This is a genomic window from Neobacillus sp. YIM B06451, assembly GCF_032667185.1.
Classification (GTDB): Bacteria; Bacillota; Bacilli; order Bacillales; family Cytobacillaceae; genus Bacillus_D.
Map to the genome: position 1 here is coordinate 19,351 of NZ_JAVFKJ010000016.1, position 18,929 is coordinate 38,279.

Annotated in this window: 17 protein-coding genes; 8 read left to right on the forward strand and 9 right to left on the reverse strand. The window is 41.2% G+C overall.

Going from position 1 to position 18,929, the window contains the following annotated elements; all coding sequences use genetic code 11:
* Window positions 1-98 precede the first annotated feature (98 nt).
* The 5 genes from RB160_RS20155 to RB160_RS20175 all read left to right on the forward strand — a co-directional run bounded on the left by RB160_RS20155 (window position 99) and on the right by RB160_RS20175 (window position 5,275).
* Window positions 99-479 (forward strand): hypothetical protein, encoded by a 381-nt coding sequence (locus RB160_RS20155; RefSeq protein ID WP_316572242.1) that lies wholly within the window; start codon window positions 99-101, stop codon window positions 477-479.
* Window positions 469-942, forward strand: a complete 474-nt coding sequence (locus RB160_RS20160) for an aminodeoxychorismate lyase (RefSeq protein WP_316572243.1) — start codon at window positions 469-471, stop codon at window positions 940-942. The genes RB160_RS20155 and RB160_RS20160 overlap by 11 nt, the downstream gene beginning before the upstream one ends.
* 399 nt (window positions 943-1,341) lie before the next feature.
* Entirely contained in the window at window positions 1,342-2,751 is a 1,410-nt protein-coding gene (locus tag RB160_RS20165; RefSeq protein WP_316572244.1) for an MFS transporter, read from the forward strand.
* A gap of 122 nt (window positions 2,752-2,873) precedes the next feature.
* Window positions 2,874-4,061 carry a M20 family metallopeptidase gene (locus tag RB160_RS20170; protein ID WP_316572245.1) on the forward strand — a complete coding sequence of 396 codons (1,188 nt, stop codon included), beginning with the start codon at window positions 2,874-2,876 and terminating at the stop codon, window positions 4,059-4,061.
* 26 nt (window positions 4,062-4,087) lie between these two features.
* Window positions 4,088-5,275, forward strand: coding sequence for a M20 family metallopeptidase (locus tag RB160_RS20175; RefSeq protein WP_316572246.1), 1,188 nt, complete (start codon window positions 4,088-4,090; stop codon window positions 5,273-5,275).
* Between the two features lie 157 nt (window positions 5,276-5,432).
* On the opposite strand, the gene RB160_RS20180 is transcribed toward RB160_RS20175, so the two are convergent.
* The 7 genes from RB160_RS20180 to RB160_RS20210 all read right to left on the reverse strand — a co-directional run bounded on the left by RB160_RS20180 (window position 5,433) and on the right by RB160_RS20210 (window position 13,752).
* Window positions 5,433-6,203, reverse strand: a complete 771-nt coding sequence (locus RB160_RS20180; protein ID WP_316572247.1) for a hypothetical protein — start codon at window positions 6,201-6,203, stop codon at window positions 5,433-5,435.
* Between the two features lie 4 nt (window positions 6,204-6,207).
* Window positions 6,208-7,560: a sensor histidine kinase gene (locus tag RB160_RS20185; RefSeq protein ID WP_316572248.1), complete on the reverse strand. Its 1,353-nt coding sequence runs from the start codon at window positions 7,558-7,560 to the stop codon at window positions 6,208-6,210.
* 4 nt (window positions 7,561-7,564) lie between these two features.
* Window positions 7,565-8,251: a response regulator transcription factor gene (locus RB160_RS20190; protein WP_316572249.1), complete on the reverse strand. Its 687-nt coding sequence runs from the start codon at window positions 8,249-8,251 to the stop codon at window positions 7,565-7,567.
* Window positions 8,252-8,265: 14 nt separating this feature from the next.
* Complete coding sequence (locus RB160_RS20195) at window positions 8,266-9,717, reverse strand: SLC13 family permease (protein ID WP_316572250.1); 1,452 nt, start codon at window positions 9,715-9,717, stop codon at window positions 8,266-8,268.
* Between the two features lie 17 nt (window positions 9,718-9,734).
* Window positions 9,735-10,901 carry a glycerate kinase family protein gene (locus tag RB160_RS20200; RefSeq protein WP_316572251.1) on the reverse strand — a complete coding sequence of 389 codons (1,167 nt, stop codon included), beginning with the start codon at window positions 10,899-10,901 and terminating at the stop codon, window positions 9,735-9,737.
* Window positions 10,902-11,180: 279 nt separating this feature from the next.
* Complete coding sequence (locus tag RB160_RS20205) at window positions 11,181-12,356, reverse strand: M20 family metallopeptidase (protein WP_316572252.1); 1,176 nt, start codon at window positions 12,354-12,356, stop codon at window positions 11,181-11,183.
* Window positions 12,357-12,543: 187 nt separating this feature from the next.
* Window positions 12,544-13,752 (reverse strand): hypothetical protein, encoded by a 1,209-nt coding sequence (locus tag RB160_RS20210; RefSeq protein WP_316572253.1) that lies wholly within the window; start codon window positions 13,750-13,752, stop codon window positions 12,544-12,546.
* Window positions 13,753-14,156: 404 nt separating this feature from the next.
* Between RB160_RS20210 and RB160_RS20215 the strand changes: the two genes are divergently transcribed.
* The gene (locus RB160_RS20215) at window positions 14,157-14,852 is read left to right on the forward strand and encodes a hypothetical protein (protein WP_316572254.1); all 696 of its coding nucleotides are present in this window, start codon (window positions 14,157-14,159) and stop codon (window positions 14,850-14,852) included.
* A 293-nt stretch (window positions 14,853-15,145) separates the two neighbouring features.
* A complete protein-coding gene (locus RB160_RS20220; protein WP_316572255.1) occupies window positions 15,146-15,607 on the forward strand; it encodes an SRPBCC family protein in 462 nt (153 codons plus the stop codon).
* Between the two features lie 171 nt (window positions 15,608-15,778).
* On the opposite strand, the gene ligD (RB160_RS20225) is transcribed toward RB160_RS20220, so the two are convergent.
* A complete protein-coding gene (ligD, locus tag RB160_RS20225) occupies window positions 15,779-16,702 on the reverse strand; it encodes a non-homologous end-joining DNA ligase (protein ID WP_316572256.1) in 924 nt (307 codons plus the stop codon).
* A 100-nt stretch (window positions 16,703-16,802) separates the two neighbouring features.
* Here ligD (RB160_RS20225) and ligD (RB160_RS20230) point away from each other — a divergent pair, with 100 nt between their 5' ends.
* Entirely contained in the window at window positions 16,803-17,696 is an 894-nt protein-coding gene (gene ligD, locus RB160_RS20230; RefSeq protein ID WP_316572257.1) for a non-homologous end-joining DNA ligase, read from the forward strand.
* A 132-nt stretch (window positions 17,697-17,828) separates the two neighbouring features.
* Here the strand turns inward: ligD (RB160_RS20230) and RB160_RS20235 are convergent, their stop codons facing one another.
* Window positions 17,829-18,677, reverse strand: coding sequence for an MBL fold metallo-hydrolase (locus RB160_RS20235; RefSeq protein ID WP_316572258.1), 849 nt, complete (start codon window positions 18,675-18,677; stop codon window positions 17,829-17,831).
* Between the last annotated feature and the right edge of the window lie 252 nt (window positions 18,678-18,929).

The following is an 18,929-nucleotide window of genomic DNA, read 5'->3' on the forward strand; positions in this document are numbered from 1 at the left end:
ATCGATTTAACTTTTGGGATTAATAATGAAAAATACCTTAATTCCCTGTATAATAAGAACTTGTGAATCTACATACAACTGAGAAGGAGGTATGATTGATGGAATGGACATTTGCCGGATTATTTGTCATATCGGCTATACTACTCATTGTTTCTATTCTGAAATCAACTCGTGCAGCAAAGGCTCAACACAACCAAATTGACCAGATTCATATTTCTTTAATGGAAGAAATCAATGCTCTTCAATCATCCATTCGAAACATTGAGCTAGACCAGGAAGTGTTCATGAAGGAAGCGGGAATACGGCTGTCCTCTGAAGAAAGGCTTTTCATGCGAGAAGTTCTTGACTTATACGAGCGAAAATATTCAATTGATAGTATTGCAGAAATGAAAAACGTCGCTCCAGGTACCATTCAAAAAATGCTCGCTCCTTATCAGAAAGTGAAGGTCGAAGGGAGAAAAGTTGCCGGTGAAAATTAACTTATTAAGCAGCTTTGCTGCCGGAATGCTCCTAACAACAGCGATTTGCTCAGCTGTTTACTTTACTGCCGACACTCCAAAGGCTTCGAGTAAAACCGTAAAAGTTGAATTATCCGAGGCCGAGATAAAAAACAAGCTTGAAACGAAAGGCTATGTCGTGCAAACGAAAGCGGAATACGACCAGTCCGTAGCGGATGCTAAGGCTGCAGCCCAAAAGCAACCGGCACCGCCAGAAAACAAATCTACTGACAAACCTGTCACCAAAGTGATTATTAATGTTACGGATGGCATGACCAGCATCAATGTTGGAAGAATGCTCGTTGAAGCAGGAATTGTCAAGGATGCCTTTGCTTTCTCAAAGGATATCGAGAAGAAAGGGTTAATGAACAAGCTGCGCCCCGGAGTTTTTGTCGTGGACACTTCCATGTCTTACGAACAAGTTATCTCAACGATATTCAAATAACTAACATTCATCATGCTGCAGCGCAACTGGCTGCAGCATTTTTTTACCATTTAAGCCTTTTTGCATCCTATTTGCTCCTGCTTCCCCCACTGTTTTATATTTACTTCCTTTCAAAAATCCTTCCAGTACTACCTTTAAGGATGTCTTCATTCATGATTGGGATGCGCGGCATATGAACATTTCAACAATCGGCAGAATGAATATCGAAGTTGTTTACAGAGATTGGATAACCTCCAATCTCTTTTTTTATTTTTAGGCCGCCTGGAAGAATGGTGAGCGTTGGAAACTAACGATTATGCGAACCCAAAATTGCATGAAAAAGATGCCTATTTCAAATACTATCCCGTAGGATTTCTTCAAAAAAATACTTTTAGCAACTAAACATCTAGGAGGCTTTCAATGGAAACAGGTTATAAAGGGACCAACAAGTTGATTACCGGAATTGTGTTTGGGGTAATTACATTTTGGCTGTTTGCCCAAGCAATGGTTAACGTCGTTCCAGCGGTTCAAAAGGATCTAGGCATTTCATTGGGTATGATCAATGTTGGCATAAGTTTGACCGCGTTATTCTCGGGGATGTTTATCGTTGCAGCTGGTGGTCTTGCCGATAAGGTTGGCCGGAAGAAAATTACCAATTTGGGATTAGTATTAAGCGTCATTGGTTCACTCTGTTTAATCCTCGCTAACGGGGCTGTGCTCCTGATTATCGGACGGGTCATTCAAGGGATTTCAGCTGCGTGTATCATGCCCGCAACGATTGCGTTAATGAAAGAGTATTTTGAAGGGGCTGAACGCCAGCGTGCGTTGAGCTATTGGTCCATTGGTTCCTGGGGCGGTTCCGGGGTTTGTTCCTTTGCCGGCGGAGCGATTGCAACCTATATGGGCTGGAAATGGATTTTCATTTTTTCCATTATTTTCGCCCTTCTTGCTATGTGGCTGATTAAAGATACGCCGGAAAGTAAAGGTGAAGATTCAGGAGCATTCAAGTTTGACTATAGTGGGTTGGCCATTTTTATCATTTCGATGCTTGCGTTAAATCTTGTCATTACACGCGGTAAGGATTTTGGCTGGACAAGTCCTTTAACATTAGGTCTTGTGGTTGTCTTTCTAATTGGTTTATTTGTTTTCGTAAGAGTGGAGAAAAAGATGGATCATCCACTTATTGATTTCTCGCTATTTAAAAATAAACCGTACGCCGGGGCAACGTATTCAAACTTCTTATTAAATGCCGTAGCCGGTACGCTTGTGATTGCAAATACTTATGTCCAGGTCGGCCGCGGGTTTACAGCCTTTCAATCAGGCATGCTGTCAATTGGCTATTTAGTTGCAGTATTGGGGATGATTCGTGTGGGTGAGAAAATTTTGCAAAGAACCGGTGCGAGAACTCCGATGATTTGGGGTGCAATCTTAACAACCATTGGTGTCGCGGTCATGGGATTAACATTCTTACCAGATTTCATCTATACGGTCATCGTTTTCATTGGATTTGCTGTTTTCGGAATTGGGCTTGGCATGTACGCAACTCCATCTACAGATACGGCTGTTTCGAGTGCACCATCTAATAAAATTGGGGAAGCTTCCGGACTTTATAAAATGGCAAGTTCTCTTGGCGGGTCTTTCGGAGTCGCTCTTTCAACAGCTGTATATAGCGCGATAAAATCAGTAGATGCTGCGGCAACAGCGGGTATTATCACAAACGTAGTTTTTGCCATTCTTTCATTAATTTCCATTATGATGTTTATCCCCAAAAATCAGGGCGGGGATAAATCGCCCCAGCCGAAAGGACAACCAACACCAGTTACGGAATAACTTCTATGAGCGGCGTCTTTCGCAAATCGTTAGTCCGTTTTAGGAACAGTTTCTTATTTTGTTTCCGCCTTCCACACCTAGAGTTGCAACTATTGAAATAAGGGGAAAAGGAGACGATTGCTATGCAAAAGGAATTAATGGAAATGTTACAAGCGCGAAAAGAAGAAATGGTTCAAATTCGCCGTTATTTGCATGAACACCCCGAGTTGTCTTTTAAAGAGGAAAAAACAGCGCAATATATTGCCGATTTTTACAACGGCAAGGATGTCGATATCCAGCGAAATGTTGGGAACGGTTATGGAATCATCGTAACAATCAAAGGCGGGAAGCCGGGGAAAACGATTGCTCTTCGTGCCGATTTTGACGCCCTTCCCATTGTGGAAGAGACAGATGTCCCTTTTAAATCTAAAAATGAAGGCGTCATGCATGCTTGTGGCCATGATGCCCATACTGCTTACCTACTTGTTTTGGCAGACTGTTTAATTCAATTAAAAGACAAACTTCCCGGCACGATTAAAATTATTCACCAGCATGCTGAAGAGGCACCTCCCGGCGGTGCAAAAAGTATTGTTGAATCAGGCGTGCTGGATGATGTGGATAATATTTATGGCATCCATATTTTCCCGACCCATCCTGCTGGTTTTGTTGGTTACCATAGCGGGTATTCGCTTGCAGGAAGGTCCTTTTTCAAACTTGTCATTCAAGGAGTTGGCGGGCATGGTTCCTCGCCACATATGGCCAATGATGCGATTGTCGCCGCCGCCCATTTTGTTACGGCCATACAAACCGTTATTAGCCGCCGCTTGAATCCTTTTGATCACGGAGTTATTACGATTGGATCATTCGATGGGAAAGGAACCTTCAACGTGATTAAGGACAGTGTAGAGCTTGAAGGGGATGTCCGTTACATGACGGTGGAAAATCAGCAGCTAATCTCCGAAGAAGTGCACCGAATTGTCAAAGGAATCGAAGTGGAATTTGATGTACAATGCGATCTTTCCTATACAGCTGATTATCCGCCACTATACAATGACCCTACAGTAACCGCCGATGTCGTTGCCGCTCTTGAAAGCGCGAATGACCCGGACATTAAGGAAGTTGGCGAATATCCAATGCTCTCTGGGTCCGAGGATTTTGCCTACTATCTCGAAAAAATCCCTGGCTGCTTCTTTTTCATCGGCTGTAAACCAAAGGGAGTGGAGAATGCTTACTTTAATCATCACCCGAAATTCGATATCGATGAAGACTGTCTTCTTGTAGCAGCGAAATCGGTTGGACAAGTCGTTTGCAGCTATTATGGGCTTAAGTAAGGACTAAGCGAAAGGAAGATACTATCATGAAAAAACAATTAATGGAGATGTTAGAAGCACGTAAAGAAGAAATGATTGAAATCCGCCGTTACTTGCATGAAAATCCCGAGTTATCTTTTAAAGAAGAAAAAACATCTCAATATATTGCCGATTTTTATAAAGGGAAAGATGTTGAAGTCCAAACCAATGTTGGAAATGGTTATGGGATTATCGTGACAATTAAAGGCGGAAAGCCTGGAAAAACGATTGGCCTTCGGGCTGATTTCGATGCGCTTCCAATTGTGGAAGAAACCGGGCTTCCATATAAATCAAAAAATGAAGGCGTTATGCATGCTTGCGGCCATGATGGCCACACTGCTTACTTAATGATTCTTGCTGATTGCCTGATCCAACTGAAGGATCAAATACCTGGGACTATCAAAATCATTCATCAGCACGCGGAAGAAGTACCGCCAGGCGGTGCAAAAAGCATTGTCGAGTCAGGGGCGCTCGACGACCTCGACAATATTTTCGGGATTCACCTGCTACCAATGAATCCATCGGGTGTTGTTGGTTATCACAGTGGCTTTTCGATGGCCGGGAGATCGTATTTAAAATTGGGGATCCAAGGAGTTGGCGGCCACGGTTCTTCACCGCACATGGCAAACGATGCAATTGTTGCCGGTTCCTATTTTGTCACAGCTGTACAAACGATTATTAGCCGCCGTTTAAATCCGTTTGATATGGGAGTTATTACAATAGGTTCCTTTGATGGCAAAGGTACCTTTAATGTCATTAAGGATCGGGTTGAGCTTGAGGGTGACATTCGCTATATAAGTATGGAAGCAAAGGAGATCATTGAGAAGGAAGTCCACCGTATTGCAAGTGGAATCGAAACAGAGTTTGGTGTCAAATGTGAGCTAACCTATACATCTGATTACCCGCCATTGTATAACGATCCAGAAATTACGGAGGTAGTGAAAGCAAGCCTTGAAGCCGCGAATGACCCGGATATTAAGGAGGTTATTGAATATCCAATGATGTCACCATCCGAAGACTTTGCCTACTATTTGGAAAAAATCCCTGGATGTTTCTTTTACATTGGCGCTACGCCAAAAGGGGTTGAAAAGCCTTACTTCAATCACAATCCGAAATTTGATATTGATGAAGACGCGCTAATCGTCGCGGCAAAGTCTGTTGGCTATGTTGTGTGCGGCTACTATGGGTTAGAGTAGGGCCGCGCTGAGAGGGTCTAAATGGGTAGGAATGGTACTTGCTGCAACGCAGGAATGATTCTTTAAAAAAAGGTGAAGCCTGAATTAGCTCTAATAAAGGGCTAATTGGCTTCATCTTTTTTCAATAAGCTAACTCTGCCAAGCTGGCGGCAGTATATTAATCATCGTCATCAATATCGTCGTTTTCATCGTTTTCATCGTCCTCATCATCATCCTCATCAAATGTCTGTTTTTTCGGAATGGATGATACAGAGGACACCCTACCTGTATCTGAATGAACATATACATGAGCAACTTCGTTCACGCTATCAATGGTTACTTTGTAATGCTCTCCATTTTTCATCATAACCTTTGCAATATTTGTAACGGTACCAGGACCTTGCTGTAAAGCAATTTCTTTTGCCCTCTGTTCATATATCGCTTCTGAGTTCTCTTCATTTTGATATTGTCCGCCGTCTCCAATATTTTCGGGGATTTCACTAGTAGCAACAACCTTTTTGCCAGACATATCAAATTCCACTCTGTATTTTTTATTTTCTTTCTCTACTATAGCATTCGCGATAGCCTTTCCATCCTTGACAACTTTTTCTATCTGCTTTACTTTCCCTTTCATCTCGCCCTCAATTTTTACTTTTGCTTCTTTAATGGTCAAATTGGATTCTTTTTTCTCAATAAGTTTAATATTTTTTACCTTTTTGGTTTTTCCATCAACAACTAAATAATAAATTCCCTTATTATTTTCGAGTGTCATTTCATAATTTCCATTATTCTCTTTGGTGTCAATAACCTTTCCCCCATAGAGATTGACTGCTATATCCTGGGCTGACCTTTTAGAAAGTTCGGTTGATTGGTCATTAATAAAAAGTTGAAACGATGAAAACAAGAGCCCGAATATGATAAACCCTATCAAAAAAAGCTTAACTTTCATCTTCCTATACCTCCAACTTTGGAAGGATGACAATAAAATTCGATCCCACCCCTTCGACACTTTCAAGTATAATTTGGCCATCATGCTGCTCTACAATCTTTCTTGCAATCGATAAGCCAAGCCCTGTTCCGCCCGTTTCACGGCTTCTCGTTTTATCGACCCGGAACATTCTATCAAACACATAAGCTTGTGCGCTTTCCGGGATTCCCACCCCTCTGTCTTTCACTGCGATCCTCACATGCCCGTTATTTTCTGTGATTTCCACCGTTATATCGTCATCACTGTATTTATTGGCATTATCAAGCAAAATGACAAGTACCTGCACGAAGCTTTGTTCGTTTGCTTTTACATAACTGTAGCCAGAGTGATTGATAAAGTGAATGGTATGTTTAAACGTCGCCTCAAGCCGCCTAATTGTGCGTTCAACAATTGCAGCAACATCGACCACTTCTTTTTCATATTCAACCGCTTCTTCTACTTTTGCCAATTGCAAAAGCTGCTCAGTTAAATATTTCATCCTGCGTGATTCAGATTCAATGGCATGGATAGCTTCTTCCAGCATATCCGGTCTCTCTTTCCCCCATCGCTTTAACATTTTTATGTAGCTATCGATCACCGTTAAAGGCGTTTTCAGTTCATGGGAAGCATCAGAAACAAATTGTTCCTGCTTTAAATAGCTATCCTCCAGCTTAGTCATCATCCGGTTAAACGTCATAGCCATTTTATTCATTTCATCCTTTGATTTAGATTCAACATGAATCTTTTCGAATGATCCTCTCATTTCAATGGTGTTCATCGTAGTCGTTAACCTTTGTATTGGCAATAATATAAGCCTTCCTACAAAACCGCTTGTCGCATACAAAATAATAATCACCACAATGGTTGTGATCACTAACACCCATTTTAAATCCTGTATCTTTTCATACAGCAGGTCTATATTTTCTATTAACTGCAGGCTGATAATTTCACCATTTTCATTAACTGCCGGAACGGAGACAATCGCGAATATTGAATCGCCATATTTTAGGACTCCCTCAAAATATTTATCATGAAAGCTGGAAGGAATTTTTCGATAGGCATTGTCAGTAAAAACTTGAATGGACGGGTTTGATTCATTTTTATCAACCGTTCGAATGAGTCCATCACTTAGTAAATAGGCTTGCAGCATCGCTTCCATTGAAATGTCCGGCTTCTCGTTCATTTCCATAAGGATATGAGTGGATTTATTCGATAATCGGTTCAATTCTGATGAAATACTTGTATTTTTGAAAATAAAATAAATGCTTGTATTGGCAGCAAGCAACAGCACGATTAATACAACGGTTGTAAATAACTGTATTCTTGTTTGCAAGCTCATTGCGTTAATCCTTAATCATATAACCGACTGAGCGGACAGTCTGAATAAATGACTCTTCTTTCGAGTCAGTTAATTTTTTTCTTAAATAGCGGATATATACATCTACAATGTTCGTGTCTCCATAATAGTCATAGCCCCAAACCTCTGCTAAAATCTGTTCACGTTCCAGCGCCCGGTTTTTATTCGTCACCAAATAAAGCAGCAAGTCATACTCCCTCGGCGTTAATTCTACTAAAGTTCCCCATTTAGATACTTCTCTCGTATTTGTATCAATTTCAATCGCGCCTATCTTTTGTATGGCGTTTTCTATTGAAGATTCACCCTTTGGCTTAAAACGAAGGTTGGTACGGATTCGAGCGAGCAATTCTTCGATTTCAAACGGTTTCGTCATATAATCGTTAGCTCCCAAATCAAGGCCGTTTACTTTGTCATAAACTGAGCTTCGTGCTGTTAGCATAATGATGATAATTTTGTTATTTTCCTGGCGGATACGTCTTAATACTTCCATTCCATTTAATTCCGGAATCATAACATCCAAAATGACCAAATCAATATTTTTATTTTCTACCATGCGCATACCCTCCCGGCCTGTATGGGCAATACTGACTTTATAGCCCTCAAACTCCAATTCAAGTTGAATAATTCGGGCGATTTTATCATCATCTTCAATAATTAATATGTGTTCAGACATGTATACCACCTCACCTATAAATGCATTCCCGTCCACTGCCAGTAAGTAAAATAAAATAGCAGCATGACAAGGATGTAAATCGGCGCTAAAACAAAGCTGACTTTGGCTAGCTGCTTCGCATCGTAGGAAATCTCTCCCTCTTCATAAAAAAGCAACAATGCTTTCGAACTGACAGGTACCGTTATGCAGTAATTCATTCCAATTAAACATAAAAAAACGGCCGTAACTGCGTTCATTCCGATGCTTTGGCTGAACAATATGAAACTCGGAATAAAGACAATTGCCCTGGTTGTATGGGAAGTAATATATAAATGGCTTGTGACGGTTACGAGTAAAATAATCGTTATAACGAGCCAATCAGGTGCTTCGCCAAACAGGTGGAGGATGCCAAACATTCCTTTCTCAATCCAAGAGACAACACCATTTTCGACCAAAACCTGCCCGAGTGCTGTTGCTGCGGCTACAAATAGAATCAAATTCCATGATACTGCCTTGATTCCTTGTTTCCAAGAAATCACTCCGTATTTCGGCAGCATAACAAGCACTGAGCCAAATATTGTGATAAAAGCGGTATCATAACCATGTATACTTTCAGACAGCCAGCCGGCCATCAAAAAGAAAATGATGGCCAATGTCTTTTTTTCGTTTTTTTCCAAAGGCTTTTTCTCTAGGGTAGTGTTACTGCACTGTCTTGTTTCAAATTCCTGCGATGCTTCTTTCGGCCATAACATCAATTTTATAATAAACACTGAAATAAAGGTAACAACTAGCGCAAATGGTACTCCCCAAATGAGCCATTGAACAAAGGAAATGGACTGTCCGACCGTTTTTTCCAATAATCCGATTCCAATTAGGTGGGATCCTGCCCCTATTAATGTTGCGGATGTACTCATCAGAATAACGACAGGTGCGATAATCGCGAGAACACTTTGTTCCTTAGCAGTGAATTTGGTTCCTAATTGTTTTAACATAGGCATGGATAGAGCGGCCCTTCCGGAAGTAGACGGGATAAAAAAAGCGGAGGTAAATAAAGCTGTTGTGACACCGAAAAGTACTCTATTCTTGCTGCTGGAGTATTTTAATATGGAATCACTAAAACGCATTGCAAGCCCGGATTTTTTGACCGCTTCACCGATGATAAAAGAGCCAACCATCAGCCAGACAATTTCCTCTGAAAGAGAATGATAGAGGATCTCCGGCTTTCCCGCTTTAAACAAAACAATAAATACAAGGAGAGAGACCGCCACCCATCCCGCGGAAATTTTTGTCGCAATCCATAATGTCATGGCAGATAAGAAAGCAAAAAGAGAAACCTTGGCAGCGTAATCCAACTGGGAAGCTGAGGATATAATCATCAAGTAGAAAACATGTGCACTAATGATTCCCAAGGCAGCGGTTGAAAATCTGTCGACTAGAGCAGCTACAAAGCCGTATTTTGGCTTCTGTTTTTCCAATCTCGAAATCATCGATTCCACCACCTCTTCTATACAGTTTTTCTTCTAGCAATTTGAAGTCCTATACTAACTTGGCGAAGAACTGCTTCAATACTATCTTCAATCCATTGTGGCGCATTGCTGATTGCCTTTTCCAATGTTGTCGGCTTTTGAATGATACTTAAATATGCATCGATACCTGCCTTGTAGTTCAAGTCCGCACCCCTGCCAATCGTCCCTGTAATCGCAATAACCGGAATGTGGTACTTTTTCGCAATTCTCGCTACTTCAGCAGGAATTTTTCCGTTCGGAGTTTGGAAATCAATACTGCCTTCTGCTGTGAGGACTATATCGGCACCTGAGATTTTTTCTTCGATATTAATATAATCTTTAATAATTCGGAACCTTGAATGAAGAGTTGCACCTGCAAAAGCAACCAGCCCTGCCCCGAGGCCGCCGGATGCACCGCTTCCTGGCATAAATCTGACATCAAGTGAACATTCTTTATAGATTAGTGCGGCATAGTGCTCTAATGCCGCCGATAATTTTTCTACTTGTTGTGGAGTTGCGCCTTTTTGCGGCCCAAAGACTCGTGCTACCCCTTTTTCCCCGCAAAGCACATTTTTCCAATTGCAAGCAACATCAACTGGAACATCTGCTAATCGTTTATCTAGATTGGCAGTATCTATATGGGCGACTTTTAACAAATCTTCCCCACCCTGGATAAACAATTGCTCATGATTTTGATCAAAAAACTTTACGCCAAGTGCCTGGGCCATCCCTGAGCCTCCATCAGATGTGCCGGAATCCCCACAGCCTATAAGAATAGAGTCAACACCAAGGTCAAGAGCTGCTAGAATCAATTCACCCACCCCGTATGTAGTGGTTTTCAACGGGTTTCTTTTGTCTCTAGGAACAAGCTTTAACCCCGCTACCGCTGCCATTTCAATTACAGCGGTCCGTTTATTATTTTCAGTAAAAACTCCAAAGTGACTTGTGATTTTCTCTCCAACCGGTCCTGTAACCTCTTTATGTATTAACTCGCCAGACTTTAAGCTTACAATTGTTTTTGCAAATCCTTCCCCTCCATCAATCATCGGCACAACTTCAACATCTATCTCCTCATCAAACCGCCTTACCCCGCGAGCCATCGCAATTGCAACATCTTCTGCATCCAGACACTCCTTAAAGCCCGATGGTACTATTACAATCTTCATGTAAATTCCTCCTTGAAATTATGATTAACTGTAATGTACCTGTCAAAAGCTAATATATTTTGAGAGAAAGATTAATAATTGATTAGAAAGAGATTGAGTCATACATATAGCTACTTTTAAAAAAGTGAAGTGAGATTTTAAACAAAAAAAATGGCCAGCTATTCCTCTAGCTGGCTCAATTTAAAAAGCTGTCCGGAAAATAGGAAAAAGGGTATCCTCCTACTCAGACAAATATTCAAGTTCGGTTACTGACACTCTTTTTTTTTACGATTCAATGCTTTATTCGTTCAAGTATGCCCAGGCATATTGTGCGTAGAGCTCTGCGCCAGTTGCGAGGGCATCTTCATCGATGTTGAATTTGCCATGGTGGTGAGCCCATTGTGTGTCTTTATCCGGGTTGCCGCTGCCTACGAGGGCGAAGCTGCCAGGAGCTTTCATCATGTATTCGCTGAAGTCCTCGCCGCCCATTGTTGGCTTTTCGTGATAGGTAACCTCGGCGCCAAATGCTTCTACTGCTGTTTTTTGAACGAGTACTGCACTTTCTTCATCGTTGATAACCGCCTGGGTGCCACGGGTATATTCTACCTTCGCTGTTGCCCCGTAAGTCGCTGCCACTTGTTCTGCATATTGACTTAATTGCTGCTGAATATGGTCCCTTACTGCAGGGTCGAAACAGCGGACAGTTCCCTCAATAACAGCATTTTCGGCAATGACATTGAACCGCGTCCCGACGGACATTTTTCCGACAGTTAACACAGCTGGCTGCTGGGGGTCAACCGTCCTTGAAACCACTGATTGAACATTCATGACAAAGGATGAAGCAACAATCGCAGCATCAATACAATCGTGCGGCATTGCCCCATGGCCGCCCCTGCCTCTAAAAGTTACAGTAAATAAATCTGCCGACGCGAAGGATGGCCCTGGGGTACAGGAAACCGTTCCTGTCGGCATTTGTGACCAAATATGGATGCCGAAAACATTATCCACTCCGTCCATTGCTCCTTGTTCGACCATGACTTTCGCTCCAGCCGCGACTTCCTCGGCTGGCTGGAAAATCAAACGGACATTGCCTGGCAATTCTTCCTTTACATCATTCAGTGCTTTTGCGGCAATTAATAACATTGCCGTATGGGCATCATGTCCACATGCATGCATTTTCCCATCTTCTTTTGATGCATATGGCAGGTCCTTATTTAATTCTTCAACCGTCAGGGCATCCATATCCGCTCGTAACGCAACAGTTTTTCCTGGCTTTCCGCCTTCGATGGTCGCTATAACCCCTGTTGGTTCCGTCTTACGGTAGGAGATTCCCAAATTTTCAAGATAGCCACAAACAAACGCTGTTGTCTTATATTCCTCAAACGATAATTCCGGTTCACTGTGGAACTTCCTGCGCAACTCGATTAATTCATCATTGTATCCTTGAATCGCTTCTTTTATTTTTGTATGGATCATTCTTATTTTGCCTCCGTTAATGTCTTTGCTGTTTGTTTACGCGCCTGCAAACCCTTTTGCTAAAAATCCAACGGGTCGCCGATATTCCCGGGTTGCGGGTGGATTGGCTTGAAGCATTAATTTGTTTATCAATTTGTTTATCAATACGTCCTTTAAGCCTCTCATTGTTTTCCCCTGAAATTAGCTATTACAAGAATCCAACAAAGATGCCTGCCAGGATTACCGATACAATCGTAACCGTTATAAAACCACCAACAAGCATCGGCGGAAGCATATGGCTTGTCAGCATTTCTCTTTCTTTTTCATCATCTGTTAACGACTTTATGACTTCGTTGGTAATAATGTAGTCAGCCGGGAAGCCATACAAGGCGGTTAATGACACAGCGAACGCCATATACTTGCTCACTTTTAACATTTTTCCTGCGATAAAGGAGAATATATACATTCCGATAACGGCCAAAATGATTGTGCCGATCAGCGGAAATAGAATTTCAAGCATCATACTTGGTGTCGCTTGTTTAAGGCCGTCAAAAATAAACAGCATGAGTACCATTAGGGCTAGTCCAAAGCCATTGGCTTTTTGTAATACTTGTTTTTCCAAAAATCCTACGCTTGAGGCAATAACCCCAAAAACTAAACAAAGAACGAACGGGCTAATGGAAACAACCGGTGCTGCTACGGTTGAAACCAGATAGGCAAGAAAACCAACGAATGCCAGCCTAAAGATTTTAAAGAAATCCGTGTTGTATTTCTCAGGCAAGTTTTTAAAAAGTTTAAGCTCTGGTTGAGTGGCTGCTTTAGCGGCTCCACCTTCTGCTTGTTCAGTTTCCTTTTCGTTAATGGCCGTCATTTGACCGCCGCGGTATAACTTTAACAGCCTTTGCCCCTCTTTTTTCAATACGATCGAGGTGATTGGATAACCGGCAAATCCCTGCACAACATAAATGACGATAGCAAAAACGGAAAGGGAAACAAGTCCTGCTTCCTTTGCACCCTCGGACATGATCAAAGCGGATACGACTCCACCCACTAATGGAGGTATTGCAACAACGACTGTCTTAAATCCAAAAATAAGACTTCCAATTGTCATTAAAATAGCAATAATGCCAAGAATTCCAAAAAGGGCAATCACGATGGTTTTCCACTGATTTTTTAATTCTTTCAGGGATAGCAATGTACCCATATTCGTTATGAGTAAATACATCATCAGCGTTGCAACAATCGGCGGTACACCAGCTATGGATACGATGTCTTCCGGGAAAAACGTCCAATAACCGGCGAGGAATAGGACCGCACACACAAACATGGACGGTACCCAGGCTTTTGTTCGTACTGCAACTAGTTCCCCTAACAAGAGGATGCCTACTATAATAACGAATGCCAACATTTGGGACATAGAAATCACTTCGCTTTCTCTAAGATGTTAATAATGTTTGTATTATGGAAAAAGTACAATAGTAGAATAATATAATAATTATATTGTTCAGTCAATTTACAATTTTTGTGATACATTTGATAACTACATATTGACCATTTTATTCTTTTAGAATTATGAAATTATTAGCAAATAATACGAACAGTGCCAGGCACCACCCGAATTATGTCGAAGGAATCGGCAAAACGAGGTGGGATCTGGCACTTTTTAGTAAGAAAACTACTTTATTGGAAATTAAACACATATGATGATTCCACCAAAAATAAAGTGTCGAGAACTTCTTGTTGTTCTCTTAAAGGTAAGTGTTTTATCTTTATTAAGAACCCATTCTGTTCTCAATACTATTTTGGAGGGGAATTGTAAAAATGAAGAAAATGTTTGCCGGTATGTTTCTCGTTTTGTCCCTGATCGTTGTTTTTTCCGTTAGTGCCTCCACACCTTCGCCAAAGGTAGAAATCAACGGGGTGAAAGTGTATTCGCCTTATAACCATCAGAAAAAAGGTGACGTTTTTGTAGATGTTGAAGCGTTTTTCAGTACATTAAACCAGGCGTATACACTCAATCACAACAAAAAAACAGTTACATTTGAAAATCAAACAATCAATATTAACAACTTCAAAGAAGGCTACGTTGCTTCTTTTGATGATTTAGCTAATTCAGTCGAAGCTGCTGGTTATACAGCAATGGCAACTAAAGAAGATGGTTCTGTTTATTTATTGGTCTTGCCAAAGGGCGTGATGAAACTTACTCCAAGTGTACCGAAAATGGGCGAACATTGGGCTATTCCATCAAACATGCCATTGGGGCCTATTTACGGGGTTGAAAAAGGAAAACTGGTGTTTATTGAGCAAATGCCAGCACAGGAAGTGTTTACTAAAGGGGAAAGTATAGTCGATTTAGATGGTATGAAAGGGCTCCCTTCACCTGGAATTGACCATACAAATATTGAATTTCAAGAACACGGCCATGAAGGATTTGAAGTTCCTCACTATGATATCCATCATTATTTCATCACACCACAAGAACGCGATGCTATTGAAGGTGATATTCCACCACATTAATCGTAATAAAATCGTAGAGATTTCTTACTCAGATTAAAATTAGAAAAGGATATTTGTCCATGACTGGGGACAGATATCCTTTTTTCTTGCATGATAACCAACTATATAAGCCAGAAAATAGTACTACCACGCTCCATTCATGTCGATAAATCATAATACGTACGACGGGCAATCAGCAGGAAAGAAAATGGACAACATATCTTTAATTGTTAGGACATTATTGAAAATCTTCGAAGCTTATTACCTAAGGGCACAATATTTTCAAAAAATTTATATGGCTTAGGAGTGATAGCATGAAATTCGAATTTTCAACTGATATTCCTGCGCCGAGGGAATTTGTGTGGAAGGTCGCTCAAGACCCGTTATTACGCCATAAATGGGATGTCCGGATATCCAAGTATATTGTACATGGAGTACAGGAAACAGGGGCTGAAGTAACCATCTATTTTAGGGTGCTTTTTTTAAGGCCTATAGGAAAAGCAAAGTTCCTGAAATTTCAACCTCCTTTCCAATCCATCCTCAAGATTGAGAATGTCTCACCTCCTTTGGTTCCCACAGGTGGAGGAACTTGGATCATGGAAGATATCCCAGGCGGAACACGCATGGTTTCCAGATTTCATCTAGATACACATCAAGTAAAGAATTCACCGGATTGGCTCATAGAGTTTGTGGTAAGGAGGGACACAACCCGTTCCTTAAAAAAGCTTAAAAAACTAGTGTTAAAGCTATCGGAAGAGGAGGGTGGGGAGAAGTGAAACCTGCAGCAATACAGGTTCGGGAGTAAGTGGGGGATTAATAGCTGCAGGGATCATGTTGTTATTCCACTAATTAATGTGTTCGATAGAGCATGTTTAGCTATAGTGATTTAAAAGGGCAGTCTTATTGCACGGTAGGGTTCACAGCTCTTATACAGGGTAATTGGCTTCCTAAACTTTTTCAAGCAAACACTCTTCGGGCGGATATTCAATAAATCCCTCAATACTTGGCTGCCTTAATGCCCCACCTTCTGTCCATTCGGCAAATTTAATCTTTACCGTCTTCTCCGGCCGTACCCAGATGGCGTCCGCATGGCGCTGCGGAATCTTTTCGAAAGGAAGACTCTCGGTTTCGAGCTCTTTTAATTCCTTCGTAAGCTCTTTCCAGTCGCCAACTGTCATTTTCCCCGTCCCGGTGTGCCCGACATAATGCAATTTTCCTTTAGAATCATATAACCCAAGTAAAATTGAATTAACGGTGTTATGCCTTAGAGTAAAACCCCCAATGACCGCGATGACATCCTGGAAGTTTTTCACCTTGAGCCAATCATCCCTCTTCTTCCCAATTGCATAGGGAGAATCGGTCCTTTTGAGTACAATGCCTTCCATCCCTTGTTCCTTAATAGCAATAAATAAGCCTTCAGTCTGGCTCACTGACGGCACAAGCTGTATATGTTGATTCGGCGTGATAATAGATGACAATAGTTCGGTTCTTTCATGCAACGGCTTGTCATTAATCCACTCACCATTTAAGTAGACAATGTCGAAAATCATATAGATAATTGGCACAGTTTCGGCAGCGCCCCTTATGCGATCCATATTTCTCAAACCATCCCGCCTCATCACCTGTTGAAAAGAAGGCTTGCCATTCTCGCCTAAAGAAATCACTTCACCATCCAAAATGACGGAACGGCTGCCGCAATATTTACCAATGTTTGTGATTTCCGGATAGTGCATCGTACGTTCATTCTTTTTGCGATTATAAAGACGCACTCCTCCCTCATCTGCATAGGTAAGAACCCTGACGCCGTCCCATTTTACTTGTGCAATCCACTCTTCCCCGGAAGGGATTGTCAAACTGCTGGCTGGCTCCATCGGTAAAATCGGTTCCAGATGTATCACTCCAATTAGTAAATAATACATAGTTTAAACAAAACCGATTGAAAATATAGACAAAAAACTGGGAGGTATTCTGGTGGAGGAAATAATTGTCGAGGGTAAAAAAATTGAAATCACCCACCCGGATAAGGTCATTTGGGAGGAACAAAGGATTACAAAGCTCGACTATATTCACTATTTACTAAATGTCTCCCACTATATGGTCGAACATGCAAAGGACAGGTTATTAATGGTTTGGCTCTACCCACATGGCATCGCTGGCAAGAAAATCGAAAAAAGGTCGGTTCCCCAGTCTGCACCCGATTGGGTCAGCCATATTTTCTATAAAAACAAGGAACGGATGCTATTAAATGACACTGCTACTCTCGTTTGGGCGGCAAACTACGGAGCAATCGAATTCCACGTCCCGTTTGACCGCCATGATAAGCCCGATTTCCCTTTGGAAATGGTATTTGATTTAGATCCACCAGATGATAAAAGTTTTAACCTGGCGATAGAGGTGGCGCTCAAACTGAAGGAACTTCTTCAATCCCTCGGCCTGCAATCCGTTCCTAGAACGTCAGGTTCATCAGGTCTGCAAGTATTTGTTCCGATCGAACCCCTTTATACATTCGAACAAACAAGAAAAATCACTTCCTTTATTGCGATTTATTTTAAGGAAAAAATGCCCAAGCAGGTTACCATGGAAAGAGTCGTTTCAAAAAGAGGAGACAAGCTTTATTTTGATTATTTGCAGCTTTGGAAAGGCAGAACGATGCCAGTTGTATACACGCCTAGAGCCAAACAATCCGCAACCGTAGCGGCCCCGCTGTCCTGGTCCGAGTTGGAAAAAGGCATACAACCTGCCGATTTTTCCATTTTAAACATAAAGAAAAGGATTGATGAAAAAGGCGATTTATTCAAGCCAATAACCACAGAAAAGCTCAACCAATCCCTCAATGATATTCTAGACTTTATAGAAAAAAACTGATTAATGATTTAACAGTATAGAAAAAAGTGGCAGACTATATCTATCTCAAAAAGGCAGTGGGGGCGGCCACTGCCTTTTGCATTATTAATTAACCTTATTAACATACAATAGCCCCGCTCGACTCAGGGATTTTTAATAACCATTTACAAAGTCAGCGATTGTTTCCATTTCGTCTTCTGTAAGTTCCCTTTTTACGTATTTTTTGTATTCCTCCATCATTTTCTGTTTATCCCCGCCGCAAATTTCTGTGTATTTCGCAATCGTTCTAAGCTTGGCTGCTTCTTGTTTAAATTCTTCTTTTGTAATCGGCTTTTGATGCGAAGGTATATATGTCTCTGCATCAAAAGATTCCAATTCATCTAATAGCCGCAGTGTTTCTTTAATTGTATAGTTTACTTTTTTGGCATACATATTCGGATAAATGCAGTCAGCAAGAAAGAGAATCTTTTCTTCTACGATATAGACGATTGCCGAGTCTGCAGCGTGATCGCCTCCAACGTATTGCACAATGCAAGTTACCCCGCCAAGGTCAATTTCCACACGCTTGTCAAACGTTACATCCGGCAAAACAATCTTAATATCCCGGTGATTTTTGAATTCCTCTTTTATTGCATTCGCGCAAAATTCAATTTCTATTCCTTCTTTTACCCGCGCATCCAATGCCTCGTCTGACCAAGAAAAAGGGATGAGCTTCTCCATTTCTTTTTTTGTTTCTTTGGAAGCGATAGAAACTGTATTAGGTAACGCTGAAAGACCAAAAATATGATCCCAATGCCAATGAGTAAGAACTACAATATCAGGGTTCGGAACCTCCCTTTTTAAAAGTTCATCTAAAAAATAATTGGCATGGTCTTCCGAGTTGCCCGCATCAATCATTAAAGTTTTGTTATTGCCGACCACCATCCCTAGTATAGGCCGGTCGGTCAGCGATATTGGAGTGATATACCAAAAGCTTTTCCCTATTTTGTTTATTAAGTGCATAAAGGGCTTCCACCTTCCTTTTACAATATTCTTGGTTTAAAAGCGGCTGTTTACTCATAAGGGAGTTTTAAAAGAACTTTCTAATTATGTAAGTTTCACAGTACTAATTAAGCGGGAGTTTTTTTACTTTTCACCAACTGTGGTACTTATCAACTTACAATTATACTTGATGATAAAAAATCTTACACTGTTGTAATAGGACTTAAATGAAACTATGAAGAGGCTGGACCAAAAATCGTTGAATGACGATTT